Genomic DNA, 23,765 nt, shown 5'->3' with positions numbered 1-23,765 from the left:
GAAAGCAAGGATGCGAGCACCGGTGCAGAACAGGCGGCCTCGGGGCGGCAGCAGGAGCGGGACCGGGAAGAGCCGGACGAACCCTGCCGGGGACACGGGCGCGCCCGGTTCGCCGGAGTCCGGCCCCCTCCCGGCGTCCGGCCCCCCGCAGTCCGGTCCCGTCGGTCCCGGCTCCGGTGCCGACGCCGGGCCCGCCCCCGTCGGCAAGAAGGGCCGGGCCAAGCGGGTCCGCAACCGCCTGGTCGCCTCCGTCGCCGCCGTCGGGGTCCTCGTCCTCGCGGCCGGGGCCCCGTCCCTGCTCACCGCCTCCGACGAGCTGACCAGTACCCAGCGCCTCCTCGACCTCGCCGAGCTCAACAAGCAGACCGTCGCCCTCGCCCACTCCCTGGCCGACGAGCGCGACGACGTCACCGCCCGCAAGGCCGCCCGGGGCGCGAAGAGCCGCGACAAGGGAGGCGCGGCCGGCGCGGCCGGTGCGAACACCTCCCGCGTCGACCGCCAAGTCGCCGAGATCACCGCGCTGGGCGCGGCCGGCACCGAGCTCCCCGCGAGCCTGCGCGCCGCCCTCGGCAAGGTCTCCGGCCTGCGCGCGGACGCCGCGGACCCCGCGGTGGCGCCGCTCGCGCTGCACCGCTCCTACACCGCCGCCCTCGACGAGCTGCGCTCCCTCGCCCGCGACCTGGCACGCCGGACCCCGCCCCGCGCGGGCGGCTCCGGCACCGCCCCGGCCGCCCTGGGCAACGCCGTCGAGCAGGCCGCCGCCACCCGCGGTCTCCTCCTCGCCGCCCTCTCCGTGCCGCGCGGTGAGGGCGCCGGCACGGTGGACCCCGTCACCGGGCTCCCGGTGCGGGCGGAGAGCAGTGACGCCAAGCGGACGCGCGACGGGCTCTCCGCCGCCGCCCAGCAGGCCCGCCACCGCGAGCAGGCCGCCCTCGCCGACTTCGCGCTGGCCGCGCCCGCCGAGGACCGCGACTCGGTGTCCGCCACCGTCACCGGGCCCGAGGTCACCGCCGCCGAGCGCTACCTCAAGGCCCTCACCGACGAGCCCACCTTCTCCGCCGCCGACCGCAGGCTCGGCGCCGAGCAGGTCGGGGCCGCGCTCACGGCCCGTGTCGACCGGATGCGCGGCGCCGAGGCGGCCCTGGCCTCCGCGCAGGCCGGGAACCTCGCCGCCCTGCGCGACGACGACGTCACCGCCATGGAGTGGCGGGTCGGACTGCTCGCCGCCCTCTTCCTGCTGGCCGTCGGCATCTCCACCGCCGTCGCCCGCACCCTCACCCAGCCCCTCGCGGTGCTGCGGCTCGGCGCGGCCCGGCTGGCCGGCGACCCCCGGTCCGAGGAGCCGGTGCGCTACACCGGCCGCAACGACGAGTTCGCCCAGGCCGTCCGGTCCCTCAACACCCTGCACGGCAAGTACGTGGAGCTGGCCGCCCGCACCGAGGAACTCGCGGGCGACCGCGGCCACCTGATCGGCCAGCGCGAGTCCCTCGACGCCCAGCGCCGCACCCTCGCCGTGGAGAACAGCCGGCTCGCCGCCGAACAGGCCGAGCTGCTGGCCCGGGCCCAGGACACCACCGCACGCCTGGAAGAGCTGCGCTCCACCGTCCACTCCTCGTTCGTCAAGCTCTCGCTGCGCACGCTCGGCATCGTCGAACGCCAGCTCGCCGTGATCGAGACCCTGGAGGAGCGCGAGCAGGACCCCGACCGCCTCGCCACCCTCTTCAAGCTCGACCACATGGCGACCGTGATACGCCGCCACGGCGAGAACCTCCTGGTCCTCGCGGGCACCGACCACGGCGTCGCCCACACCGGGCCCGTGCCGCTCGTGGACGTGCTGCGCGCCGCGATCAGCGAGATCGAGCGGTACGAGCGGGTCACCCTCCAGGCCCTGCCGCCGCACGCCCAGGTCGCCGGGTACGTCGCCGACGACCTCAGCCACCTCCTCGCCGAACTCCTGGAGAACGGCACCTCGTTCTCGCCGCCCGACGCCCACGTCAAGCTCTCCGGCTGGCTGCTGGAGAGCGGCGAGGTCATGCTCTCCGTGCAGGACGAGGGCATCGGCATGACGCCCGAGCGCCTCGCCGACCTCAACGACCGCCTCGCCGACCCCGCGACGTACACCCCGCACGACGACAGCGACGGCCTCGGCCTCCAGGTCGCCGCCCTGCTCGCGGCCCGGCACGGCGTCCGTATCGAGGTCCGCGCGCAGGACCGGGGCGGCGTCACCGCCGTCGTCGTCCTGCCCAGGGCGCTCCTCCCGGCGGGGCCGCCCGCCGTGCCGGCCGGGACCGAGACCCCGCACGCGCTGCCGGGTTCCGTCGCCGAGGCCAACTCCAACGTCCTGCCCGGCCGGGGCGCCGGGCGCGCCCCGGACCAGGACCCGCTGATAGCCGTCGCGGAGAAGGCCGTCCAGGACGCGCAGGCCGTGCCCGAGGAGCGCGAGCCCGAAGAGGCGGAAGCCGCGGAGCCCGAGGCCGCGGAGCCCGAGCCCGAGTCCGAGCCCGCGGAGCGTGAGCCGCAGGCCGTCGGGGAAACCCCCGAGCAGGACCAGCCCACCCGCGAGTTCCGCCTGCCCGGCCCCGCCCCGGAGCCCGGGCCGCAGCCGCAGCCGCGTTCCGAGGCGGAGCCCGCCCCGTCGCCCCTGACCGCCAAGGGCCTCCCCAAGCGCACCCCCAAGTTCGTCAAGCCGACGACCCCCGCCGCGCCCCCGCGCGCCGGCGGCGTCGACGCCGAGGCCCTGCGCCGTCGCCTGGGCGGATTCCAGCGCGGCGCGCTCAGCGGCCGGCGCGACGTCGAGGCGGAGATCGCCAACAGTGATAACAACGGGACGCAAGGGGTAGGCGGGGCACCCGGGGAACCCCATGCCCGGTCCGCGACCGACCACCGGACCACCGGGCACGACCAGACCGACACCGAGGGGGACACCGTCGAGGAGGCACGCAGTTGACCGCGCCGATCACATACGGGCTGAGCACCGAAGCCCGTAATCTGCACTGGCTGTTGAGCAATCTGGTCGAGGAGGTGCCCGGCCTCGTCTCGGTCGCCGTCGTGTCCTCCGACGGACTGCTCCTGCTGTCCTCGGACCCCGACCACATGCTCCCGGACACCACGCCGCGCCTGGTCAGCCCCAAGGGCTCCACCGCGGACCTCGCCACCATCGTCTCCGGCCTGGGCTCCCTCACCGTCGGGGCGGCCGGCCTGATGGAGGGCGGCGGAGTCAAGCAGACGATGGTCGCCATGGAGTACGGCAGCCTGTTCGTGATGTCGATCAGCGACGGCTCGCTGCTCGGCGTGCACGCGGCGCCCGACTGCGACATGGGCGTCGTCGCGTACCACATGGCGCTCTTCGTGGGCCGTGCCGGACACGTCCTGACCCCCGAACTCCGCAGCGAGCTGCGCCAGTCGCTGGAGAGTGCCGACCGATGAGCAAACCCGCAGCGCCCGCGCACCGGCTTCCGATACGCGGCGAGGGCCGCCGTCCCGCGCGCGTGCGCCCGTACTCCCTGACCGGGGGCCGGACGCGCTTCACGCACGCGCTCCTGGTGGAGACCTTCGTGGCGGCCCTCGAAGCACCCCCGCAGAGGCCGGAGCTGCTGGGACGCCGCTCGACGGGCCGGGTCGGCCCCGAGATGCAGGCCATCGTGGAGCTCTGCCGCCGGATGCGGACCGTCGCGGAGATCGCCGCCCTGCTGAAGATGCCGCTGGGTGTGGTCCGGGTCCTGCTCAGCGACCTGGCCGACCAGGGAAAGATCCGCGTGTACGGAACCGGCCACGGAGCCGGACGCCCCGATCGCGCACTGCTGGAAAGGGTCCTGGATGGGCTCCGTCGCCTCTGAGGCACCAATCGTCACCGAGCAGCCCGCTGCCGAACCCGCCGTGCCCGCGTGGCAGTTGGACCGCACCCGGGCCCCCACCGCCGTGAAGGTCGTGGTCGCGGGCGGCTTCGGCGTGGGCAAGACCACCTTCGTCGGCTCGGTCTCCGAGATCACCCCCCTGAAGACCGAGGCGGTCATGACGACCGCGAGCGAGGACACCGACGACCTGTCCGGCACCCCGGACAAGACGACCACCACGGTCGCCATGGACTTCGGCCGCGTCACCCTCGACGACGACCTCGTCCTGTACGTGTTCGGCACGCCCGGCCAGCAGCGGTTCTGGTTCATGTGGGACGACCTGGCGCGCGGCGCGATCGGCGCCGTCGTGCTCGCCGACACCCGCCGCCTCACCGACTGCTTCCCCGCGCTCGACTACTTCGAGAGCTGCGGCCTTCCCTACCTCGTGGCCGTCAACCACTTCGAGGGCACCGACCGCTACGCGAGCGAGGACGTCCGGGAGGCGCTCAGCGTGCCCCCGCACGTGCCCGTCCTGGTGATGGACGCCCGCAGCCGGGTCTCGGTCGTGGAGACCCTCCTCGGCCTGGTCGGCCACGCCCTCGACGCCACCCCCGCCTAATTCCAGCTTCTTCTTGAGAGAGCCACCCACCCCATGCGGAAGATCCTCATAGTCGGCGCCGGCCAGTCCGGTCTCCAGCTCGCCCTCGGCCTCCAGGCGAAGGGCTACGAAGTCACCCTGATGTCGAACCGGACCTCCGACGAGATCCGCTCCGGCAAGGTCATGTCGACGCAGTGCATGTTCCACACCGCCCTGACGCACGAGCGCGACCTCCGGCTCAACTTCTGGGAGTCCCAGGCCCCCCGCATCGAGGGCCTCGGCGTCTCCGTCGCCGCCCCCGACGGTTCCCCGAGCTCTCAGCTGCGTTCGAGCAGGGGATACCCCACCCGGGCCGTCGACTGGGTGGGCAAGCTCGACGGATACGCCCAGTCCATCGACCAGCGCGTGAAGATGGCCGGCTGGATGGACACCTTCGCCCAGCGCGGCGGGCAGCTCGTCATCCACGGCGCCGCCGTCTCCGACCTGGACTTCTTCTCCCGTACGTACGACCTGGTCCTGGTGGCTGCGGGCAAGGGCGAACTGGTCCAGCTCTTCGGCCGCGACGCCTCCCGCTCCCCGTACGACGCCCCGCAGCGCGCGCTGGCCGTCGCCTACGTGCACGGCCTGGGCCCGCGCCCCGAGCATCCCGAGTTCGACGCGGTGCGCTGCAACCTGGTCCCCGGCGTCGGCGAGCTCTTCGTCATGCCGACCCTGACCGTCTCGGGCCGCGCCGACATCCTCTTCTGGGAGGGCGTCCCCGGCGGCCCGGTCGACGCCTTCAAGGGTGTCAAGGACCCGGCCGACCACCTCTCCCTCACCCTGGAGCTGATGGAGAAGTTCCTGCCCTGGGAGTACGCCCGCGCCACCAAGGTCGAGCTGACCGACGCCAACGGCACCCTCGCCGGCCGCTACGCGCCCACCGTCCGCCACCCGGTCGGCCGCCTCCCCGGCGGCGGCGCGGTCCTGGGCGTCGCGGACGTCGTCGTCGCCAACGACCCGATCACCGGCCAGGGCTCCAACTCGGCGTCCAAGTGCGCCGCCGCCTACCTCGACTCGATCGTCGCCCACGGCGAGGCGGAGTTCGACGAGACCTGGATGCAGCAGACCTTCGACCGCTACTGGGACACCGCCCAGCACGTCACCAAGTGGACCAACGCCATGCTGGGCGTCCCGCCGGAGCACGTCCTGAACCTCATCGGCGCGGCCGGACAGCTCCAGCCCGTCGCCGACCGCTTCGCCAACGGCTTCAACGACCCGTCCGACTTCGAGAACTTCTTCTACGAGCCGGAGAAGACGAACGCGTATCTGGCGTCGGTCTCCGGCTGAGCATTCACGGGGCGCGCTTCACCGTGCGTCCGGTGCGTGCGCCGCCGAGTACCCGGCGTCCGATTCGTTTCCCTCCACCGTGTGTCCCGCCGGCAGGTCCGGCGGGGTGTAGGAGGGGAGGGAGGCGAGCGCCGGGTCGGGGCGGACCGCCCCCAGGACCGGGTTCGAGGCGATCGGCGACACCTTCACGTGCGCACCGGGCCGCGGGGCCTGTACGACCTGCCCGTTGCCGAGGTAGATCGCCACATGGGTGGCCTTCGGGAAGTAGACCACCAGGTCGCCGGGGCGCAGCGCGGACAGCGGGACGCGCGGCAGGTGCTTCCACTGGTCCTGGCTGGTGCGCGGGATGGTCCGCCCCGCCGCCGCCCACGCCTGCTGGGTGAGCCCGGAGCAGTCGAAGGACGCCGGCCCCTCCGCGCCCCACACGTACGGCTTCCCGAGCTGCCGGACGGCGTAGTCGAGCGCCCGGGCCCCCTCCCGCGAGGGGGTGCGCGAGGCCCGCACCCCGCCGGGGCCGAGGGCCCCGGACCCGATGAGGGCCCGCTGGGCCCGTTCGGTCGTACGGTTCTCCAGCGCGGCCAGCGAGGCGAGGTCGTCGGCGGTGAGGTCCGCGAGGAGGGCCTCGACCTGCTTGAGCCGGGCCCGCACGGTGTCCCGCTCCTTCTTCTGCCGCGCGGCCAGGGTCTGCTGGGCGTCCAGCGCGGCCCGTGCCCTCGTGGCCAGGTCGTCGGCGCGCTTCTCGTCGCTCTGCAGCCGCGCCACCTTCACCGCCCGGGACGCCGCCGCCCTGCGCAGGGCGTGCCCCCGCATGAGCGCGTGCTCGGGGTCGGAGGAGGTCAGGAGGTGGACGAAGGAGGAGTACGCATGGTCGCCGCGCCCCTTGTACTGCTCCCGGGCGAGCATCCCGGCGGCCCGCCTGCCGTCGGCCAGACCGGCCCGTACCGTACCCAACTCCTTCGTCACGCGGGCCAGTTCCGCCTTCCGGAGTCCGAGCTTCTCCTCCGTGGCGTTGAAGGCCTCGGACGCCTCCTCGGCCTGCCGGTAGAGCCGCTGGAGGTCGGTGAGGAGCTGCCCGACACCCCCGGGGTCGCCGGGTGCGGCCAAGGCGCTCCCGGTCGTCGCCAGTACCGTCGTCGCCACTGCCAGTGCCACCGCGGTCGCGATCCTCGACACACCATCACCTCCGGTACGCAGCCGGGAGGTCGACCCGGCTCCAGGCGATGGTGCGCCGTCTCACCCCGGTCGACCCGGCGGGTGGGCCCCGCGGCGCAGCGCGGTCACTCGTACCGGGCGAAGTCCGGCCGCCGTCGGCGTGGCGACTGGACGCGCCGGACGTGCCCGGCGCACCGGACGCGCCGGACTCAGGGCGCGGGCTTGGTCCACGGCCACTTCGGCGACCAGGGGGCGCGCCCCTCGGGGACGTACACGTACTTCCAGCCCCGCTGGAGGCCGAGCCGCTTGCCGTACCCGGCGGCCTGCCGCTCGTACGCGTGCACCGTGGGCGGGCCGTCCTCGGACGGCACCGGCACCTCGTACCACTTGGGCGGGTTGCCGGTGGGGCCGGTCAGGACGTCGAGGGCCTGCCCGTCCAGGGGGCCGCCGACGAAGGGGGTCTTCTCGCTTCTCACCCCACCAGTGTCACAGCAGGTGGACGGCTCCGGAGAGCACCGGTGCCACCCGGCGGGCCAGCACCCCGGCCGCCCCGTCGGAGGACTCCAGGGCGAGGGCCGCACGGGTGACGTCCGCGGTCTGGGGGTCGGTGGCGGCGGTGACGGCGAGCAGGGCGACGAAGTGGTCGACCATCCAGTCCCGCAGCTCGGGCAGCGGCGGTTGCTTGCCCTCGTCGAGCCAGATCAGCGAGGCGGCCTCGACGGCGGAGATCCAGGTGCGCACCGTCATCCGCAGCCGGGGGCCCGCGGTGTCGGTCACGCCCAGGTGCAGCAGGATCTGCTCGGCGGCCTCGCGGCGCACCCCGTCGACGGTGGCGGAGGTGCGGGAGGTCTCGACGACGCTGCCGCCCTGCAGGAGGGCGCTGAACCCGGTGTCGTGGGTGTCCACGAAGCCCAGGTAGCGGTCGAGGGCGCTGGCCAGGCGGCGGGTGAGCGGGCCGGTCTGCGGTTCGGCGAAGCACAGTTTGAGCTCGTCGGCCGCCGAGCCGAGCGCCACCTCGTACAACTGGACCTTCCCGCCGGGGAAGTAGCGGTAGACCAGCGGCCGCGACACCCCGGCGGCCTCGGCCACGTCGTCGAGGGAGACGTCCTCGGGGGCGCGGTGGGCGAACAGGGACAGTGCCGCGTCGATGAGCTGGAGACGGCGCTGTTCGACGCTGAGGCGGCGGTAGGCGGGGCTGGACGCGGCGGTGGTCATGCCGGGAAGCGTAATCGGGCGTCCGCGGGCCGCGGGCGGATTCCTCAGCCGTCCCGGTCGCCCGCCGGCAGTCCCAGGCCGCAGGCGCCGGTTTCGGAGACGCCGTCCGGGCCGGTCAGCCGCACGGTGGCCAGGCCCGCCCGGTCCCGGCTGTAGGCGGCCGTGCAGATCAACTGGCGCAGTGCCGTCCCGTCGAGCCCGGCGGGCGAGAAGGGGAGCGTCAGCGCGATCTCGTCGGAGGTGGCGCTCTCGCGGAGTTCGACGCGGCCGGCGGTCCGGGGCAGGGCCGTGCCGAGGCCGGCCGCCCGCTCGGCCTTCGACGGGCCGCCGAGCAGCGCGGACATCACCCGCTCCGTCGACGCGGGACGGGACCTGAAGCCGTTGTCGGCGTCCGCGTGCGTCCCCAGGGGGCGGGCCGCGGGAGCCAGCGCGCCGTGCGGCAGCCGGAAGAACAGCAGCGCGTCGACGCTCGCGTCGGAGAGGTAGTCCACGGTGGCCGGTCCGCCCGCCTCGATGACGTCGGTCTCCCGGATGCCGCACCCGGTGAGCACCAGGGCGGCCAGCGGCCCCGCGGCCCGGGCCCAGCGGCGTCCGCGTCCGTGCCTCATGCCGGGTCCCCCTCCGTGAACAGCGGTATCTCCACGGTGAAGACGGCGCCCCCCTCCGGCCGGTTGCCCGCGCGGATCTTTCCGCCGTGCAGCCGGACGTTCTCCACGGCGATCGCCAGCCCCAGCCCGCTGCCCGCCGAACGGGTCCGGGCGGCGTCCGCCTTGTAGAAGCGGTCGAAGATGTGCGGCAGCACGTCCGCGTCGATGCCGGGACCGCTGTCGGCGACCTCGGTGACCAGCACCGGCGTCCCGTCGGAGCCCGTCTCGCTGCGCAGCCGTACGGTGACGGGCGCGGCGCCGTGCCGCAGCGCGTTGCCGACGAGGTTGGCGACGACGACGTCGAAACGGCGCGGGTCGAGCCGCACCCGGATGCCCGCGGGCAGTTCGGCGTGGATCCGGGCGTCCGTCCAGTGCCGGTTGGCCAGCGACTTGCGGACGGCCTCGGCCGCGTCGAGTTCGTCGGTGTTCAGCTCGGCGGCGCGCGCGTCGAAGCGGGAGATCTCGATCAGGTCCTCCACCAGGACGGCGAGCTTCCCGGTCTCGGCGCTGATCAGCCGCACCGCCCTGGCGGTGTCGCTGTCCAGGTGGTCGGCGTCCTCGTCGAGGACCTCGGTCACCGCGAGCATGCCGGCGAGCGGGGTGCGCAGCTCGTGCGAGACGTCGGAGGCGAACCTGCGGGCGCGGGCCTCGGCCCGGCGCAGTTCCCGCACCGAGTGCTCCAGGTTGGCGGCGGACTCGTTGAAGGTGTGGGCGAGGTCGGCCAGTTCGTCCCTGCCGCGCACCTCGATACGGGTGTCGAGCTTGCCGCTGCCCATGCCGAGGGCGCCCCGGTGCAGCTCGCGCACCGGGCGCAGCACGCTGCGGGCGGCCAGCAGTCCGGGCAGCAGGGCGACGGCCAGGCCCGGCAGGGCGCCGTCGCGGGCGGCGGCCAGGAGGGCCTCCACGTTGATCTGCTCGTCGCTCATCCGCATCACCGCGTACACGACGAGTCCGGTGGGCAGTGCCCGCTCCGGGCCGGTCCTGAAGACGGTCGGCATGGCGATGGTCAGGTACGGCACCCCGTCCTTGACGACCCGTTCGAAGCTGCCGCGCGGGTTGGCGAGGGCGGCCCGGCGCAGCCCGGGGGTGATGACGCCGGAGACGGGGCTGGTGCCGGAGGAGGCGCGGAGCGTGCCGTACTCGGCGAAGACGATCCAGGGACGCGGTTTGCCCCGGCGGGCGATGTCGCGCAGGTTCGACTCCAGGTTCCCGGCCTGGGTCGGGACGTAGAAGCCGCTCAGCGTGACCTGCTCACGGAACGAGGCGACGGCCGTGTCCTGCGCGGTCTTCAGCAGGGCGGTCCGCGCCTCCCGGTAGGTCAGGGCGGCCGTGGTCCCCGCACTCACGGCCGCGACCAGCAGGAACGCCAGTACCAGCCGGGTGCGCAGGCCGAACGCCCGCACCCGGCGGGCGGGTTCCCCGCGGCGGCGCACCCGGGGTCTGCCGCTCACAGCGGCCCGAAGCGGTAGCCGAAACCGCGCAGGGTCTGGACGTAACGGGGTGCGCCGCTGTCGTCCTCGATCTTGTGGCGCAGGCGGCGCACGCACGCGTCGACCAGGCGCGCGTCGGCGTGGTAGCTGTGCTCCCAGACGTGCTCCAGGAGTTGCTGGCGGCTGAAGACCTGGTCGGGGGCGGCCGTCAGGTGCAGCAGGAGCTTCAGCTCGGAGGGGGCCAGCGCGATCCGCTGCCCGGCCTTGGTGACGGTCAGCCCGGCCCGGTCGACGGTGAGGTCGCCGTGGGTCTCGACGGCCGGCCGGTCGGTGACGTTGACCTCGATGCGGCGCAGGACGGCCCGGATGCGGGCCTCGATCACGTCCGGGCGGGCGGGCTTGACGATGTAGTCGTCGGCCCCGGCCTCCAGGCCCACGATCATGTCGAAGTCGTCGCCGCGCGCGGTGAGCATGATGATGGGCAGCTGGCTGTCCTGGCGGACCCGGCGGCAGACCTGGACGCCGTTCATGCCGGGCAGCATCAGGTCGAGCAGCAGCAGGTCGGGGCGGAAGTCGGCCAGCGCGGCGAGCCCGGCCTCCCCGGTGGCGGCCGACCGTACGTCGTGGCCGCGGCGGCGCAGGCCGAGTTCGACGCCCTCCCGCACGGCGGGGTCGTCCTCGATGAGCAGTACGCGGGGCATCGGCGGGTTCTCCGTGTTCTCGGGGTTCTCCGGGTTCTCCGGGTTCTCAGGGTTCTCCGGGGCGTCAGCGCCGGGTGCGGCGGCGGCGCGGAACCGCCCGACGACGTGCACCGGCCAGCAGGGAGTCGAGCTCGGCCAGCCGCAACGGCCTGGCCAGCAGCGCGAAGACCAGCACGACGACGGCGGCGCCGGCGGCGCCCGCGACCGCGGCGCCCGCCGGGCCCGCCCGGACCGTCGTGAGGTACGCCAGCGCGGTGGCGGGCACGGCGGCGGCCAGCAGCCGCGCGCACGCCCCGGCGGCAGTCGAGCGCCACGCCCCGGCCGTGCCGAGGCGACGGCTCAGCACCAGCCCCGTCACCAGCCAGCCCACGAACAGGGCGAGGGAGTACGCCGCCGCCATCCCGGTGACCGCCCAGCGGGCGGGCAGCACCTGGAACGCGGTGAAGGACAGACTCGCGTTGAGGACCACGATCACCAGGTTGAGCAGGAACGGCGTCCTGGTGTCGCCGAGCGCGTAGAAGGTCCGCGACAGCACGTACTGCCCCGACATGGCGAGGAGTCCAGGCGCGAACGCCATCAGGATCGCGGCCATGGCGGCGGTGTCGCCCGCGCTCGTCCTGCCGTGGCCGTAGACCAGCGACATGATCGGCTGCGCGAGGGCGAACAGCGCACAGGCCGCCGGGACGACGACGGCGGAGGAGGACCGCAGCGCGTGCGAGACGTCCCGCCGCAGCGCCGCGTGGTCCCGGTCGGCGGCCGCCGCGCTCATCCGCGGCATCAGCGCGGTCAGCAGGGAGACCGTCACGATGCCGTGCGGGACGACCCACAGGACGTAGGCGTTGTTGTACGCGCCGTACCCAGGGCCGCCTTCGAGGCCCGCGGTGGTGGCGAGCCGGGTGGTGACCCAGAACGCGGCCTGGTTGGCCAGGACGAGCAGCACCAGCCAGCCCGCCGCGCGCAGCGGGCGGGTCAGCCCGCTGCCCCGCCAGTCGAACCGGGGCCGCCAGCGGAACCGGGCGGCGCGCAGCGCGGGCAGCAGCGCGAGGGCCTGGACGGCGATCCCGGCGGTGGTGCCCCAGCCCAGCAGCGCGGTCCCGGACGGGGTGAGGGTGCCGGAGCCGTCCAGCGACAGGCCCAGGAACAGGCCGAACACCCCGATGACGACGACGTTGTTCAGGACCGGCGCCCACATCATCGCGCCGAACCGGCCGCGCGCGTTGAGCACCTGCCCCAGCAGCGTGAAGACGCCCAGGAAGAAGATCTGCGGCAGGCAGTAGCGGGCGAAGGCGGTCGTCATCGTCGCCTGCTCGCCGGTGTAGTCGGTGTAGACGCCGATGATCGCGGGCGCCGCCCACACCCCGCCCGCGGTGATCACCAGCAGGGCCAGGACGCAGAGCGTGATGAGCCGGTCGGTGTACGCGGCCCCGCCGTCGGTGTGCTCCTTCGCGGCCCTGACCAGCTCCGGCACGAAGACGGCGTTCAGCGCGCCGCCGAGCAGCAGCATGTAGACGATGGTGGGCAGCGCGTTGCCGACCGCGTAGCCGTCGGGGACGGCCCCGATGGTGCCGATCGCGGCGGCGATCACGGCGGACCGCACGAAGCCGGTGGCCCGGGACACCAGGGAGCCCGCCGCCATCACGGCGCTGCTGCGGGCGGTGGACGCCGGCGCGGGGGAGCGCGGCCCGGGGGCGGCGGGCCCGGCGGGCGCGGGCCGGCGGCCGGCCTGTGCGGCGGCGGCCTCCGGGGCGGCCTCGGGGGGAAGCGCCTGGTGCGCGGAGGTGCTCACCGGCGGTTCAGGTACGCCTGGAAGGCGCGGTGCAGCGTCCGGTTGGTCGTGCCGCCCAAGGCCTTCTCCCATTCCCCCAACGTCTCGACGACCTGTCCTCCGGTGCCGAGCTTCCACCGCAGGAGGCCGTACGAACGTTCGCCTGGGTCGAGAGTGGAGGGTACCCCGCGCATGTCGTACACGTCGGCGCCGGTCGCGTGGGCGTCCAGCAGCAGGTGCCACTGGAGGGCGTTGGACGGGCGGACCTCGCGGCGGTGGTCGGCGGAGGCGCCGGTCTGGTACCAGGTCCTGCGTCCTGCGGTGATCAGCGTGTGCGCGGCGAGGATCTCCCCCCGGTGCCGGGCCAGGTACAGCTTCATCCGGCCCGGCTCCTCGGCGTTGAGCGCCGCGAACTGCCGCTCGTAGTACGAGGAGGGCCGGCCCAGCCGGAACCCGTCCCGTTCCTCGGTGACGCGCAGCAGGCGGTGGAACTCGGGCAGTTCGGCGGCGCTGCCCACCACCACCTCCACGCCCTCCTTGCGGGCCCGCCGCACGTTGCGCCGCCACTCCTGGTTGAGCCCGGCCCACAGGTCCTCGGTGCTGCGTCCGGCGAGCGGCACCCGGAAGACGTGCCGCGGCTGGGCGTCCCCGTCGCCGCCCCGGGAGTCGTCGCCGCAGCGCTGCCAGCCCCGGGCGCGCAGCCGCTCGCCCACCGCCGCGCCGAGCGGATCGACCTCGCTGGCCAGCACGTCGCCGAGGCGTCGGCCAGGGCCGGCGGCCGACTTCAGCAGGGCGGCGTCCCAGCGCCGGTAGGCGGGGGAGGGCCCGATGCGCACGGCGAACGCGCCGGCGGTGCGCAGGTGCTCCAGCAGGGGGTCGAGCCAGCGGTCGACGTCCGGGTCCGCCCAGTCGACGACCGGCCCTTCCGGGAGGTACGCGAAGTACTTGCGCGTGCCGGGCAGTTGCCGCAGCAGCACCAGCGCCACCCCGGTCAGCCGCCCCGCCTCCGGACCGGGCCCCCACCCGAGCAGCAGGGAACGCCAGCCGTCCTTGACGTCCGCCCAGGACGGGCACTGGAGGAACGACGCCCCGAGGGCGCTGCCGCCCCGGGAGGCGAGGAAGGCCCGGTAGGCCTCGGCGGTGACCGGCCCCAGGACGAGCGCGTCCCCGCCCGGGGACCCCTGGCGGGGAGCCTCCGGGGCGGACGACGAGGACGAGGGCGGAACGAGCAGCGCTGTCACGGTCTTGGCCTCTCCATCTCCCCGGCCCGGCGCGGGGTCTTCCCCCGGGTCCGGCGCGGCGGGGCTTCTCCCCGGGCTCTCCGCGGGGTCGCCGCAGATGCTCACAGCCGGCCATGACCGCTCCGTACGGCGAATGTGACCGGACCATGACCGTTCCTCACCAGTCGCCGTCACATGGCTCCGACGCCGCTGACCTGCCCTTGTGCGGTCCTAGAGTCACAACTCGGGCGGCCTTCGGCGTACTTGCCGACTTCCGCGCCCGCCCTTCCCGCCCCGGAGGTCCCGTTGCCCCGCACCCGCGTCCGCGCCCACCACCCGATACGCACCGTCCTCGCCGCAGCCCTGCTCGTACCGCTGTCGGCCGCCTGCACCTCGGAACCCGCACCGGCCCCGGCGGCGGCCGGCACGGGCGAGGGCGCTCCCGCGAAGAACGCCGAAGGACCCGTCACGGTGCAGGTCACCCCCACCGGCAAGCAGGTCCTGGCGGGGCAGCCGGTGCGCGTCACCGCGTCCGGCGGCCGCCTCACCTCGGTGACGGTGACCGACGCCAGGGGAGGCGGCCTCCCGGGCAGGGCCGCCCCCGACGGCCGCACCTGGACCTCGTCCCGCAAGGCCGCCCCGGGCACGGCGTACGCGGTGACGGCCGAGACCCGCACCCGGGGCGGCACCGCCACCACCAACCGCTCCTTCTTCACCACGGCCCCCGCCGCCAAGGTCAACAAGGTCGACTGGCGGCCGGGCGCCGGCACCACCGTCGGCGTCGCCCAGCCCGTCTCCCTGGTCTTCGACCACCCGGTCAGGAACCGCGCCGAGGTCGAGAAGCAGTTGAAGATCACCACCTCGAACCCCACCGAGGGCTCCTGGGGCTGGCTGCGGGACTACGCGGGCAACGACCGCGTCGACTGGCGGCCCAAGGACTACTGGAAACCGGGCACCCGGGTCACGGTGACCGCCGAACTGAACGGCACCGCCTCCTCCGAGGACCGCTGGTTCGTCCGCGACTACACCACCTCCTTCACCATCGGCCCCCGGCAGATCGTGAAGGTCGACCTCGACGCCCACCGCCTGACCCTGCTGCGCGACGGCGCGACGGTCCGCCGCATCCCCGTCTCCGGCGGCACCCCCGGCGGCGACAAGCGCTCCTGGCGGGGGACGGCCGTCCTGATGGCGAAGGAGGGCACGATCAACATGAACTCCGAGACGGTGGGCCTCGGGAACGCCTACGACAAGGACGTCGCCTACTCGATGCGCCTGACCTGGTCGGGCATGTACGCCCACGCCGCGCCCTGGAACACCCGCTTCTTCGGCAACTCCAACCAGAGCTCCGGCTGCATCGGCATGAGCGACGCCGACGCGTCCTGGTTCTACGCCCAGGTCCGCCCGGGCGACCCCTTCGAGATCACCGGCAAGGACACCAAGGGCACGGTCGCCCCGAACAACGGCTTCGGCCAGTGGAATCTGTCCTGGCCCGACTGGCGGAGCAGGAGCGCCCTGCGCTGAGCGGGGACGGGGCCCGGCCCGCCGGGCTCAGCCGCCGCACCCGCACCCGCCGCAGCCGCCACCGCAGCCGCCGCAGGAGGTGGAGCTGTGCTTGTCGCGGTCGTCGTCCTGACCGGGCTGCCAGGCCGCGGTGCCCAGGACCGCGCCGCCCGCGGCCCAACTCGCCGCGCGGGGCGCGCCGTCGGGGTACAGGGCGCGCCTCCTGCGGAGCCTCTTGACGACGGCGTTCACGGCCAGCACGAGCACTGCCGCGAGCACTGCGATCCAGATCCCCGACACCGGCCTCACCGTCCCTCTGGCCCCGCCACGAGGGGGCCGCACCCCGACGGTCCCAGAGGGCGAGGGGGCGCGTCCAGGGCACGGCACGCCCCGGCCCCGCCCCCTGTACGGAACCTCAGCGCGCCAGCAGCCCCGAGCTCACCCACAGCCGGCGCCCCGCGCCCCGCAGCACGCCGATGTCGTCCAGGAAGTCGGTCAGCCGGCGCGCCCCGTTCTGCATGACCTCGGTGCGGTGCCCGCTCGCCTTCACCTGGGCGATCGCCTCGCGCCGGTCGAGGCCCACGTTCTCGTACACCTGCGGATTGATGAAGCAGGTGGCGAAGACCCGCGCCGCCTCGCCGCAGCTCAGCCGGGTGAACTCCTGCTCCCAGCGCGGGGCGGTCACCATCTGGCGGCGCAACTCCTCGCGGGCGTACCGGACATGGCGGGCCTCCTCGATGACGTGGATGCGGGTCACGCCCCGCACCAGGGTCTGGATGCGCTCGTCCGGGAAGGTCAGGCGCTGCATCCAGTCGAGGATCTCCTCGCCGAGGAGGGTGGCCGCGAACGAACCGGGGGTGGTGGAGACGGTCTTCAGGACGCGCGCGAGGTTGTGGTAGACCCGCGGGATCGGGTAGCTCGGGGCCCCGCCCTTCTGGATCATCTTCGCGAACATCATCGAGTGCCGGCACTCGTCCGCGATCTCGGTGAGGGCGTACCGCACGTGGTTGCTGGTCACGGGCTTGTCGTAGATGTGGCGCACCAGTAGCTGCATCAGGATGATCTCGAACCAGATGCCGAGCGAGGCGATGGCGGCGGCCTCGTGCCGGGCCAGCTCCATCCGCTGCTCCTCGCCCATCTTCTTCCACAGCGGGGTGTCGTACAGGGACACCAGCTCGGGGGGCCAGTACCACTTGCCCTCGTCGGCGGGGGCGTCCCAGTCGAGTTCCGTGTCCGGGTCGAAGGAGTGCCTGGCCGACGATTCGAGCAGCCGCTCGGCGACCTGCTCGCGGTCCTTGAGCCACCCGAGCGCGTCGCGCAGTGCGGTGAAGTCCGTCTCGGTGGGCTCGGTGTTCCTTGCCGGGGCGGTCGTCATGGTCGGAGCACCTCGTGGTTGGGGTTACCGGGGGTCACCCCTTATGAGACTCCTTGTCAGCAAGGGCGTCAATCCCCTCGGCGGCACTTGTTCGTCCCGTACCGGCAGGCTTGTTGACCGTGCGTCCACCCGCGTGTGAGCCTGCGACGTGAGCGATCGCACAGCTCTGTCGGAGATGCGAAGGGGCCGTCCATGTCGACGCACGAGCTCTACACCAACCCCCCGGCCGAGCCGCTCTGGCAGGTGCCGGCCACCGGTGCGGCCCGTTTCTCCTGGGCGTACGACGAGGGCCGCGAACGCCTCCTCGCCCTCTACCAGAAGGGCAAGGACAAGCAGTGGGACGGCGCCACCCGCATCGACTGGTCGCTGGAGGTCGACCCGATGGACCCCCTCGGCACCCCCGACGAGGCCCTCAACCTCTACGGCACCCGCCACTGGGACCGGATGACCGACAAGGACAAGGGCGACCTGCGCCGCCACTACACGGCCTGGCAGTTCAGCCAGTTCCTGCACGGCGAGCAGGGCGCGATGGTCTGCGCCGCCCGCATCGTGGAGTCCGTGCCCGACCTGGACGCGAAGTTCTACTCCGCCACCCAGACCATGGACGAGGCCCGCCACGCCGAGATCTACTCCCGCTTCCTGCACGAGAAGATCGGCATGCTCTACCCCGTCAACGACAGCCTCCAGGGCCTCCTCGGCGACACCCTGCGCGACTCCCGCTGGGACATGCCCTACCTCGGCATGCAGGTCCTCATCGAAGGGCTCGCCCTCGCCGCCTTCGGCATGATCCGCGACACCACGAACAAGCCCCTGCCCAAGCAGATCCTCGCGTACGTCATGCAGGACGAGGCCCGGCACGTCGCCTTCGGGCGGATGGCCCTGCGCGACTACTACAAGCAGCTCTCCGACGCCGAACGCAAGGAGCGCGAGGAGTTCGTCATCGAGGGCTGCTACCTGATGCGCGACCGCCTGCGCGGCGTCGAGGTCCTGGAGAACTTCGGCATCCCCCGCCGGGAGGCCCACGAACTCACCGAACAGTCCGAGTTCCTGCACCTCTTCCGCAAGCTGCTCTTCTCCCGCATCGTCCCGTGCGTCAAGGACATCGGCCTGTGGGGCGAGCGCCTCCAGAAGGCGTACGTCGACATGGGCGTCTTCGAACTCGGCGACTCCAACCTCGATCTCCTGATGACCCAGGACGAGGAGATCGCCGAACAACTGGACCGCGAACGCTTCGCGGCGGAGGAGGCGGAACGGGTGGCGGAGGTCGGAGACGCGATCGCGGACGGCGCGTCCCAGTAGCCCCGGCACAGCCACCGGGACCGGGGAGGCGAACCCCGTTCCGGCCCGGGAGGCGCACCCCGCCCAGGCCCGGGAGGCGCACCCTTTCCCGGCCCGGGAGGCGAACCCCGTTCCGGCCCGGGAGGCGCGCCCCGGTCAGACCCGCGAGGTGAACTCCGTGATGAGCCCGGCGACCGCCCTCGGCTCCTCCAGCGTCATCGCGTGCGTGGCGTCGATCCCCCGCACGGTGACGGTGTCCGGCCGGTCCGCGGTCAGATCGGCGAGGGCCCGGGTCAGCTCCACCCGGTACCCGGCGAGGAAGTCGTCGAACCACTCCATCCCGGGCGGGGCCGCCGGGTCCGACCGCTCGGCGCGCACCAGCAGCAGCGGGCACGCCGCCCTGCGGAACAGGGCGAAGAGGTCGAGCGCGTCCAGCGCGTCGAACATCGCGAGGGCGGTGTCCCGCAGCGGCAGCGTCTGCCACCCTCCGTCCGGCAGCTCCCGGGCCGCGGCCCGCGCCGAACGCTCGGCCACCCCGGGATCGATCCCCAGCCCGGCCGCGTAGGCCGCCTGCTGGTCGAGGTGGGCGGGGTTGACGGCGCCCGCCCCGGCCCGCACCACCGCACCGATCCGCGCCCGGGCCTCGGCGTCGCCCGAGGCCCCCCACCAGAACCCGTCGAGGTTGACGGCCGCCCGGACGCCGGGACGGGTCGCGGCGAGGTGCGCGGCGAGCATGCCGCCGAGCGAGTGCCCGACGGGCAGGGCGTCGTGGGCGGCCAGGAGGTCCTCCAGCGCCTCGGCGGTCTCCTCGAAGGACCAGCCGCCGGACGCGGGCGGGTCGGAGAGCCCGTGCCCGGGCAGGTCGACGGCGAGGACGCGGTGGTGGGGGAGGAGGTGCGGGGCGACGGAGTCCCAGTCGGCGTGCGAACGCCCGGCGCCGTGCAGCAGGAGGAGGGCGGGCCCTTCGCCGCCGTGGTCGCGGACGTGCAGGTGGTTGCGGTTCATGGGCTCAACAGTAGGGACCTGTGAGCCCGTTGAGGATCATCCGCCCGGACGACGGAACCGGCCCGCTCCCCGGACGACAATGGAGGGGGCGGTTCGCGGCCCGTACCACGATGTCCCTCCCCGGCCCGCCCGCACCCGCCCGGCGCCCGCCACGCCTGCCGCCCGCGGAACCCTCCACGGCCGGCTCGGCCTCTCCGCCCCCCTTCCCGACCGGCGTCGACCCGACCGCGGTCAACCGCCGCCGCTGACCCGGGGCGGCGGCGGCCCCGGCTCCACCCCCGCCGCCACCCCCGCCAGCACCCCCTCCGCACCGAAGTCCGCCACCAACTGCAACCCCACCGGGCAGCCGTCCTCCGTGAACCCCGCCGGAACACTCATCGCCGGATGCCCGCTCACGTTGAACGCCCACGTCAGCGCGGTGGAGAAGCGCCCGCCCGGCCCCTCGTGCCCGTGCGGGCGGAAGGGGGTGGCCGGAGTCGCCAGCACCCGCACCCCGGAGAAGAGTTCGGCCAGCCGCGCCGCGTTCTCCCGCGCCACCGCTCCCGGCGCGCCACCGCCCCGTATCGCCGACCACTCCTCCTTCGGGTCCAGGAGGGCGAAGTCCGCGCGGTCCTCCAGCGGGAACAGCCGCTCCGCCGCCCGCCGCGCGATCCCCACCACCTCCGCGTCCAGCTCCGGGCCGGCCGCGAACCCCAGGTCCGCCGACCACACCGCCCGCGCCGGCAGGGCGTCCGCAGGGGCGTACCCCTCCACCACGCACCCCAGGTACGCCTGGAGCTCCGCCGCCGACCTGCCCAGCACCCCCGCCGTCGCCAGCCCCGTACGGTCCGGCGACGGCAGCAGGCCCCGGGTCGTCCGCAGCCCGAACACCCCGCACCACGCCGCCGGAATCCGCACCGACCCCGCCCCGTCGCTCCCCGTGGCCAGCGGCACCATCCCCGCCGCGACCGCCACCGCCGACCCCGCCGAGGACCCCCCGGGCGTGAGGTCGGGGCGGTACGGATTCAGGGTCCGGCCCCGCGCCCCCAGCCCCCAGGTCTGCCAGTACGTCCCCGGGCCCGGCACCGACGTCGCCCCGACCGGCACCGCGCCCGCCGCGATCAGCCGGCGCGCCGCGTACGACCGCAGCCCCGCGCGGCCCTTCACGGCGAACGGCATCCCGTACAAGGGGAGTCCGGCGCCGCCCGTCTCGGGGGCGGCGTCCTCCCACACCTCCAGGAACGCGCACAGGCGCGGGTCCGCCTCCGCGATCCGCGCCAACGACCGGCCCACATCCATGCCGGTCAGTCTCCCAGCACCGCCGCCATCACCGCCCGCGCGATCGGCGCCGCCAGCCCGCCGCCCGTGACGTCCCCGCGCCGCGCCGCCGCGTCCTCCACCACCACGGCCACCGCCACCCCCGGCACCCCCGTCCCGTCCTTCTGCGCCCAGGAGATGAACCAGGCGTACGGCACACCGGAGTTGCCCACCCCGTGCTGCGCCGTGCCCGTCTTGCCGCCGACCGTCACGCCCGGGATGGCCGCGTTGCCGCCCGTGCCGCTCTCGACGACGTCGACCATCATCCGCTGGAGCTGCAACGCCGTCGCCGGATTCATCGCCTGCTGGTAGGAGCGGGTCGCCGTCTGCGAGACCACGCCGCCGCCGCGGGTCGTCGTGGCGTCCACCAGGCGCGGCCGGTTCAGGTCGCCGCCGTTCGCCACCGCCGCCGCGACCATCGCCATCTGCAGGGGCGTCGCCCGTGTGTCGAACTGCCCGATGGAGGACAGCGCGAGCTGGTCGTCGCTCATCCGCCTGTCGAAGTTGCTCGCCACGACCGGCGAGGGAATCCGGATGCCGCGGTCGTTGAAACCGAACCGCTCCACCGTGTCCAGCATCGACTTCAGTCCCGTCTTCACCCCCAGGTTCGCCAGCACCGAGTTGCACGACACCCGGATCGCGTGCGCCAGCGAAGCCCGCTCGCAGCCCTTCGCCTCGTTGGGCAGCGAGGTGCGCGTGCCGGGCAGGAGGTACGGGTCCGGGGTGTCCGTCGGCGCGTCCGCGTCGAGCACCGTCCCCGCGTCGAGCGCCGCCGCCGCGGTGACGATCTTGAAGGTGGAGCCCGGCGGGTACGTCTGCCGGATCGCCCGGTTCAGCATCGGCTGACTCCTGGAGGCGTTCAGCCGCGCCCAGGCGCCGGTGACCGCCCGGCCCGTCCCCGACAGCAGCCCCGGATCGTACGAAGGGCTGCTGACCAGCGCGAGAACCCGCCCGGTCGCGGGCTCGAGGGCGGCGACCGCGCCGCGCCGGCCGCCCAGTCCCTCGTACGCGGCCCGCTGGGCGGCGGCCCGGATCGTGGTCACCACGTTCCCGCCGGGCCGCTGCCCCCGGGTCAGCCCGGTGAGGAGGGGAAACGGGGCGAGCAGCGGATCGGTGCCGGAGAGGACGCCGTCCTCGGCGGCCTCCACGAAGGCCGTCCCGTACGTCTGCGAGGCGTACCCGGTGACCGGTGCGTACAGCGGGCCCTGCGCGTAGGTGCGCTCCCAGCGCAACTGCTCGCCGGTGTCCTTGGAGCCGGTGACGGACTTGCCGTCGACCAGGATGTTCCCGCGCCGCTGCTCGTAACGCTCGATGTTCTTGCGGCGGTTGGCCGGGTTGTCGTCGAGCGCGCCGGCCTGGAAGACCTGCACGCGGGCCGCGTTGAGCAGGAGGGCGACCAGCAGGACCAGGCAGCACCCGGCGGCCCGGCGGATGTAACGGATCACCGCCGCCGTCCCTTCTCCAACTTCTCCTGTACGTCACCGAGTTGGACGAGCTCCCGCTCCACCACCGCGGCGATCTGGCCGGTGTCGGCGGCGGTCGGGCGCGGGCTGCGGGCCGAGTCGCTGACCCGGATCAGCAGCGCCACGATGATCCAGTTGGTGACCACCGATGAACCGCCCTGGGCGAGGAACGGCATCGCCATGCCGGTCAGCGGGATCAGCCCCGTCACTCCGCCCGCGATGACGAAGACCTGCAACGCGACGATCGAGGCCAGCCCGATGGCGAGCAGCCGCCCGAACGGGTCGCGCAGGGCGAGGCCCGCCCGGTAGCCCCGGGCGACGAGCAGCGCGTACAGGAGGAAGAGCGCGGTCAGACCGGCCAGGCCGAGTTCCTCGCCCGCCGTGGCGAGGATGAAGTCGGACTTCGCGGCGAACCCGATGAGGATCGAGTGGCCGAGCCCGAGACCGGTGCCGAGCATCCCGCCCGCCGCGAACGCGAAGAGCGACTGCGCGAGTTGGCCGGGGCCGTGGCCCGCCTCGACGGAGGCGAAGGGATGCAGCCAGTCGGCGACCCGGCCGTGCACGTGCGGTTCGACGGAGCCCACCGCGTACGCGCCCACGGCCGCCAGCAGCAGCCCCACCGCGATCCAGCCGGTCCGGCCGGTGGCGACGTACAGCATGATCACGAAGAGGCCGAAGAAGAGGAGCGAGGTGCCCAGGTCCCGTTCCAGGACCAGGACGCCCACGCTCAGCAGCCAGATGGCGACGATGGGGCCGAGCACCCGGCCGGTCGGCAGTTGGAGGCGCTTGAAGAGGAAGGTGCGGCCGGTGTACGCGAGGGCGTTGCGGTTGGCGGCCAGGTAGGCGGCGAAGAAGACGGCGAGCAGGATCTTGGCGAACTCGCCGGGCTGGAAGGACAGCCCGGCGAACCGGATCCAGATCTTCGCCCCGTTGATCGCGGGGAAGAAGATCGGGACCGCCATCAGGACCAGGGCCGCGGCGCACGAGAGGTACGCGTACCGCGACAGCACCCGGTGGTCGCGCAGCAGCACCACGACCGCGATGAACAGCCCCACCCCCAGCGTCGACCAGGTCAACTGGGTGAACGCCGCCTGGTCGTCGGGGGTTTCCAGGTCGAGCCGGTAGATGAGGACCAGCCCGACGCCGTTGAGGAGGACGGCGATGGGCAGGAACAGGGGGTCGGCGTACGGCGCGCGCACACGCACCGCGAAGTGCGCGACCAGGGCGAGGACGCCGAGGCCCGCGCCGTGCCTCAGGGCGTCGGGCGGGGCGGAGCCGGTCCTGCCCAGGCCGGTCGCGCAGTAGCCGAGCACCGCGATCAGGACGGCTCCGACGAGGAGGCAGAGCTCGACGCCGCGCCGCTTGGGGAGGCGGGGCTGGAGCGAGGGAGCGTCGGTCACCCCGGAAACGTAACAAGTGACTGTGCTGAATGTCCGTATATGTCATCGAGGGGGCGGGGCGTCACGCCCGGGTGCCGGCCGCCCCCTCCGTGACGGCGAGGCTCAGCACCAGCGGGGGGAGTGGCCGCCCTTCGGCACGATGTACCGGGCGGAGCCCCAGGCCCAGGTCCCGTCGGTGAGCAGGTACCAGTGGTCGTTGCCCTCGACGTGGTCCCCGGTGGTCCTGCAGAAGATGTGGACGGTCGCGCCGTACGGCTCGGTGCGGATGATCCGGCTGCTGCGGGTCGGCTTGTCGCGCAGTTTCAGGCCGGACCTGGCGACGACGCGGCCCTCGGTGTGCCGGGGGTGGGCGGCGGCGGGGGCCGTGTCCGGGGCGGCCTGCTCGGCGAGCGCCGGCGTGGCGGTGAGAGCAGCGGCGGACAGTGCGCCGGCGGCGGCGTACAGGGCGAACTTCTGGGGGGTGAGCATGTTGCCTCCTAGGGAGGAGTGGCGGTGCCCCATGGCGGGACACGGCCCTCAACTCGCTTGCTTCACCCTAGAATCGTCACTTATTGATCGCAA

General features: G+C 73.9%; 22 protein-coding genes. 7 read left to right on the top strand and 15 right to left on the bottom strand.

All coding sequences use genetic code 11. The features are described 5' to 3' along the window. The first annotated feature begins 10 nt into the window (after window positions 1–10). From ACZ56L_RS30950 to ACZ56L_RS30930, 5 genes are read left to right on the top strand one after another with little or no spacing between them, the layout of a single operon-like run. On the top strand, window positions 11–2,947 hold the full coding sequence (locus ACZ56L_RS30950; protein ID WP_471067769.1) for a sensor histidine kinase: 2,937 nt from the start codon (window positions 11–13) through the stop codon (window positions 2,945–2,947). After that, the gene (locus ACZ56L_RS30945) at window positions 2,944–3,426 is read left to right on the top strand and encodes a roadblock/LC7 domain-containing protein (RefSeq protein ID WP_401755956.1); all 483 of its coding nucleotides are present in this window, start codon (window positions 2,944–2,946) and stop codon (window positions 3,424–3,426) included. The genes ACZ56L_RS30950 and ACZ56L_RS30945 overlap by 4 nt, the downstream gene beginning before the upstream one ends. Beyond that, window positions 3,423–3,836 (top strand): DUF742 domain-containing protein, encoded by a 414-nt coding sequence (locus ACZ56L_RS30940; RefSeq protein ID WP_345228441.1) that lies wholly within the window; start codon window positions 3,423–3,425, stop codon window positions 3,834–3,836. Before ACZ56L_RS30945 ends, ACZ56L_RS30940 begins: the two co-directional genes overlap by 4 nt. Further along, complete coding sequence (locus tag ACZ56L_RS30935) at window positions 3,817–4,452, top strand: GTP-binding protein (protein WP_345228440.1); 636 nt, start codon at window positions 3,817–3,819, stop codon at window positions 4,450–4,452. The genes ACZ56L_RS30940 and ACZ56L_RS30935 overlap by 20 nt, the downstream gene beginning before the upstream one ends. A gap of 33 nt (window positions 4,453–4,485) precedes the next feature. Next, entirely contained in the window at window positions 4,486–5,757 is a 1,272-nt protein-coding gene (locus ACZ56L_RS30930) for a styrene monooxygenase/indole monooxygenase family protein (RefSeq protein WP_471067764.1), read from the top strand. A gap of 18 nt (window positions 5,758–5,775) precedes the next feature. Here the strand turns inward: ACZ56L_RS30930 and ACZ56L_RS30925 are convergent, their stop codons facing one another. From ACZ56L_RS30925 to ACZ56L_RS30890, 8 genes are all read right to left on the bottom strand, one after another. Next, entirely contained in the window at window positions 5,776–6,921 is a 1,146-nt protein-coding gene (locus tag ACZ56L_RS30925) for a C40 family peptidase (protein ID WP_446697199.1), read from the bottom strand. A 197-nt stretch (window positions 6,922–7,118) separates the two neighbouring features. Further along, window positions 7,119–7,385: a hypothetical protein gene (locus ACZ56L_RS30920; RefSeq protein WP_345228438.1), complete on the bottom strand. Its 267-nt coding sequence runs from the start codon at window positions 7,383–7,385 to the stop codon at window positions 7,119–7,121. Window positions 7,386–7,395: 10 nt separating this feature from the next. Then, window positions 7,396–8,124, bottom strand: coding sequence for a TetR/AcrR family transcriptional regulator (locus tag ACZ56L_RS30915; RefSeq protein ID WP_345228437.1), 729 nt, complete (start codon window positions 8,122–8,124; stop codon window positions 7,396–7,398). A gap of 44 nt (window positions 8,125–8,168) precedes the next feature. After that, window positions 8,169–8,732: a hypothetical protein gene (locus ACZ56L_RS30910; RefSeq protein ID WP_468690217.1), complete on the bottom strand. Its 564-nt coding sequence runs from the start codon at window positions 8,730–8,732 to the stop codon at window positions 8,169–8,171. Beyond that, complete coding sequence (locus ACZ56L_RS30905) at window positions 8,729–10,222, bottom strand: HAMP domain-containing sensor histidine kinase (RefSeq protein ID WP_345228435.1); 1,494 nt, start codon at window positions 10,220–10,222, stop codon at window positions 8,729–8,731. Before ACZ56L_RS30905 ends, ACZ56L_RS30910 begins: the two co-directional genes overlap by 4 nt. Then, window positions 10,219–10,902 carry a response regulator transcription factor gene (locus ACZ56L_RS30900; protein WP_345229144.1) on the bottom strand — a complete coding sequence of 228 codons (684 nt, stop codon included), beginning with the start codon at window positions 10,900–10,902 and terminating at the stop codon, window positions 10,219–10,221. The genes ACZ56L_RS30905 and ACZ56L_RS30900 overlap by 4 nt, the downstream gene beginning before the upstream one ends. A gap of 64 nt (window positions 10,903–10,966) precedes the next feature. Further along, window positions 10,967–12,760, bottom strand: a complete 1,794-nt coding sequence (gene murJ / locus ACZ56L_RS30895) for a murein biosynthesis integral membrane protein MurJ (protein ID WP_471067759.1) — start codon at window positions 12,758–12,760, stop codon at window positions 10,967–10,969. Then, window positions 12,685–13,908 (bottom strand): lipid II:glycine glycyltransferase FemX, encoded by a 1,224-nt coding sequence (locus tag ACZ56L_RS30890; protein WP_471067756.1) that lies wholly within the window; start codon window positions 13,906–13,908, stop codon window positions 12,685–12,687. Before ACZ56L_RS30890 ends, murJ begins: the two co-directional genes overlap by 76 nt. A gap of 285 nt (window positions 13,909–14,193) precedes the next feature. Here ACZ56L_RS30890 and ACZ56L_RS30885 point away from each other — a divergent pair, with 285 nt between their 5' ends. Continuing rightward, entirely contained in the window at window positions 14,194–15,408 is a 1,215-nt protein-coding gene (locus ACZ56L_RS30885; protein ID WP_471067753.1) for a L,D-transpeptidase, read from the top strand. Window positions 15,409–15,435: 27 nt separating this feature from the next. Here ACZ56L_RS30885 and ACZ56L_RS30880 read toward each other — a convergent pair whose 3' ends face one another. Further along, window positions 15,436–15,687, bottom strand: a complete 252-nt coding sequence (locus ACZ56L_RS30880; RefSeq protein ID WP_345228432.1) for a hypothetical protein — start codon at window positions 15,685–15,687, stop codon at window positions 15,436–15,438. Window positions 15,688–15,802: 115 nt separating this feature from the next. Beyond that, window positions 15,803–16,762: an AurF N-oxygenase family protein gene (locus ACZ56L_RS30875; protein WP_345228431.1), complete on the bottom strand. Its 960-nt coding sequence runs from the start codon at window positions 16,760–16,762 to the stop codon at window positions 15,803–15,805. A 192-nt stretch (window positions 16,763–16,954) separates the two neighbouring features. On the opposite strand from ACZ56L_RS30875, the gene ACZ56L_RS30870 reads away from it, so the two are divergent. Continuing rightward, the gene (locus tag ACZ56L_RS30870; protein ID WP_401755939.1) at window positions 16,955–18,061 is read left to right on the top strand and encodes a ferritin-like domain-containing protein; all 1,107 of its coding nucleotides are present in this window, start codon (window positions 16,955–16,957) and stop codon (window positions 18,059–18,061) included. A gap of 135 nt (window positions 18,062–18,196) precedes the next feature. On the opposite strand, the gene ACZ56L_RS30865 is transcribed toward ACZ56L_RS30870, so the two are convergent. The 5 genes from ACZ56L_RS30865 to ACZ56L_RS30845 form a co-directional block, all read right to left on the bottom strand. Continuing rightward, window positions 18,197–19,045, bottom strand: a complete 849-nt coding sequence (locus ACZ56L_RS30865; protein ID WP_401755936.1) for an alpha/beta fold hydrolase — start codon at window positions 19,043–19,045, stop codon at window positions 18,197–18,199. A gap of 231 nt (window positions 19,046–19,276) precedes the next feature. After that, a complete protein-coding gene (locus ACZ56L_RS30860) occupies window positions 19,277–20,323 on the bottom strand; it encodes an amidase family protein (RefSeq protein ID WP_471067749.1) in 1,047 nt (348 codons plus the stop codon). A gap of 5 nt (window positions 20,324–20,328) precedes the next feature. After that, window positions 20,329–21,786: a penicillin-binding transpeptidase domain-containing protein gene (locus ACZ56L_RS30855; protein WP_345228427.1), complete on the bottom strand. Its 1,458-nt coding sequence runs from the start codon at window positions 21,784–21,786 to the stop codon at window positions 20,329–20,331. Continuing rightward, window positions 21,783–23,204, bottom strand: a complete 1,422-nt coding sequence (locus ACZ56L_RS30850) for an FtsW/RodA/SpoVE family cell cycle protein (protein ID WP_468690231.1) — start codon at window positions 23,202–23,204, stop codon at window positions 21,783–21,785. Before ACZ56L_RS30850 ends, ACZ56L_RS30855 begins: the two co-directional genes overlap by 4 nt. A gap of 102 nt (window positions 23,205–23,306) precedes the next feature. Then, window positions 23,307–23,672, bottom strand: coding sequence for an SH3 domain-containing protein (locus tag ACZ56L_RS30845; RefSeq protein WP_345228425.1), 366 nt, complete (start codon window positions 23,670–23,672; stop codon window positions 23,307–23,309). Between the last annotated feature and the right edge of the window lie 93 nt (window positions 23,673–23,765).

The sequence above is a fragment of the Streptomyces sp. NPDC039736 genome, assembly GCF_055596485.1.
This window is presented reverse-complemented; position numbering and strand designations above follow the sequence as displayed.

Coding starts and splice junctions, on each gene's coding strand:
- ACZ56L_RS30845 (WP_345228425.1), bottom strand. CDS start 23,672: ATGCTCACCCCCCAGAAGTTCGCCCTGTACGCCGCCGCCGGCGCACTG.
- ACZ56L_RS30910 (WP_468690217.1), bottom strand. CDS start 8,732: ATGAGGCACGGACGCGGACGCCGCTGGGCCCGGGCCGCGGGGCCGCTG.
- ACZ56L_RS30950 (WP_471067769.1), top strand. CDS start 11: ATGCGAGCACCGGTGCAGAACAGGCGGCCTCGGGGCGGCAGCAGGAGC.
- ACZ56L_RS30940 (WP_345228441.1), top strand. CDS start 3,423: ATGAGCAAACCCGCAGCGCCCGCGCACCGGCTTCCGATACGCGGCGAG.
- ACZ56L_RS30930 (WP_471067764.1), top strand. CDS start 4,486: ATGCGGAAGATCCTCATAGTCGGCGCCGGCCAGTCCGGTCTCCAGCTC.
- ACZ56L_RS30915 (WP_345228437.1), bottom strand. CDS start 8,124: ATGACCACCGCCGCGTCCAGCCCCGCCTACCGCCGCCTCAGCGTCGAA.
- ACZ56L_RS30935 (WP_345228440.1), top strand. CDS start 3,817: ATGGGCTCCGTCGCCTCTGAGGCACCAATCGTCACCGAGCAGCCCGCT.
- ACZ56L_RS30865 (WP_401755936.1), bottom strand. CDS start 19,045: ATGAACCGCAACCACCTGCACGTCCGCGACCACGGCGGCGAAGGGCCC.
- ACZ56L_RS30875 (WP_345228431.1), bottom strand. CDS start 16,762: ATGACGACCGCCCCGGCAAGGAACACCGAGCCCACCGAGACGGACTTC.
- ACZ56L_RS30870 (WP_401755939.1), top strand. CDS start 16,955: ATGTCGACGCACGAGCTCTACACCAACCCCCCGGCCGAGCCGCTCTGG.
- ACZ56L_RS30860 (WP_471067749.1), bottom strand. CDS start 20,323: ATGGATGTGGGCCGGTCGTTGGCGCGGATCGCGGAGGCGGACCCGCGC.
- ACZ56L_RS30900 (WP_345229144.1), bottom strand. CDS start 10,902: ATGCCCCGCGTACTGCTCATCGAGGACGACCCCGCCGTGCGGGAGGGC.
- murJ (WP_471067759.1), bottom strand. CDS start 12,760: ATGGGAGAAGGCCTTGGGCGGCACGACCAACCGGACGCTGCACCGCGC.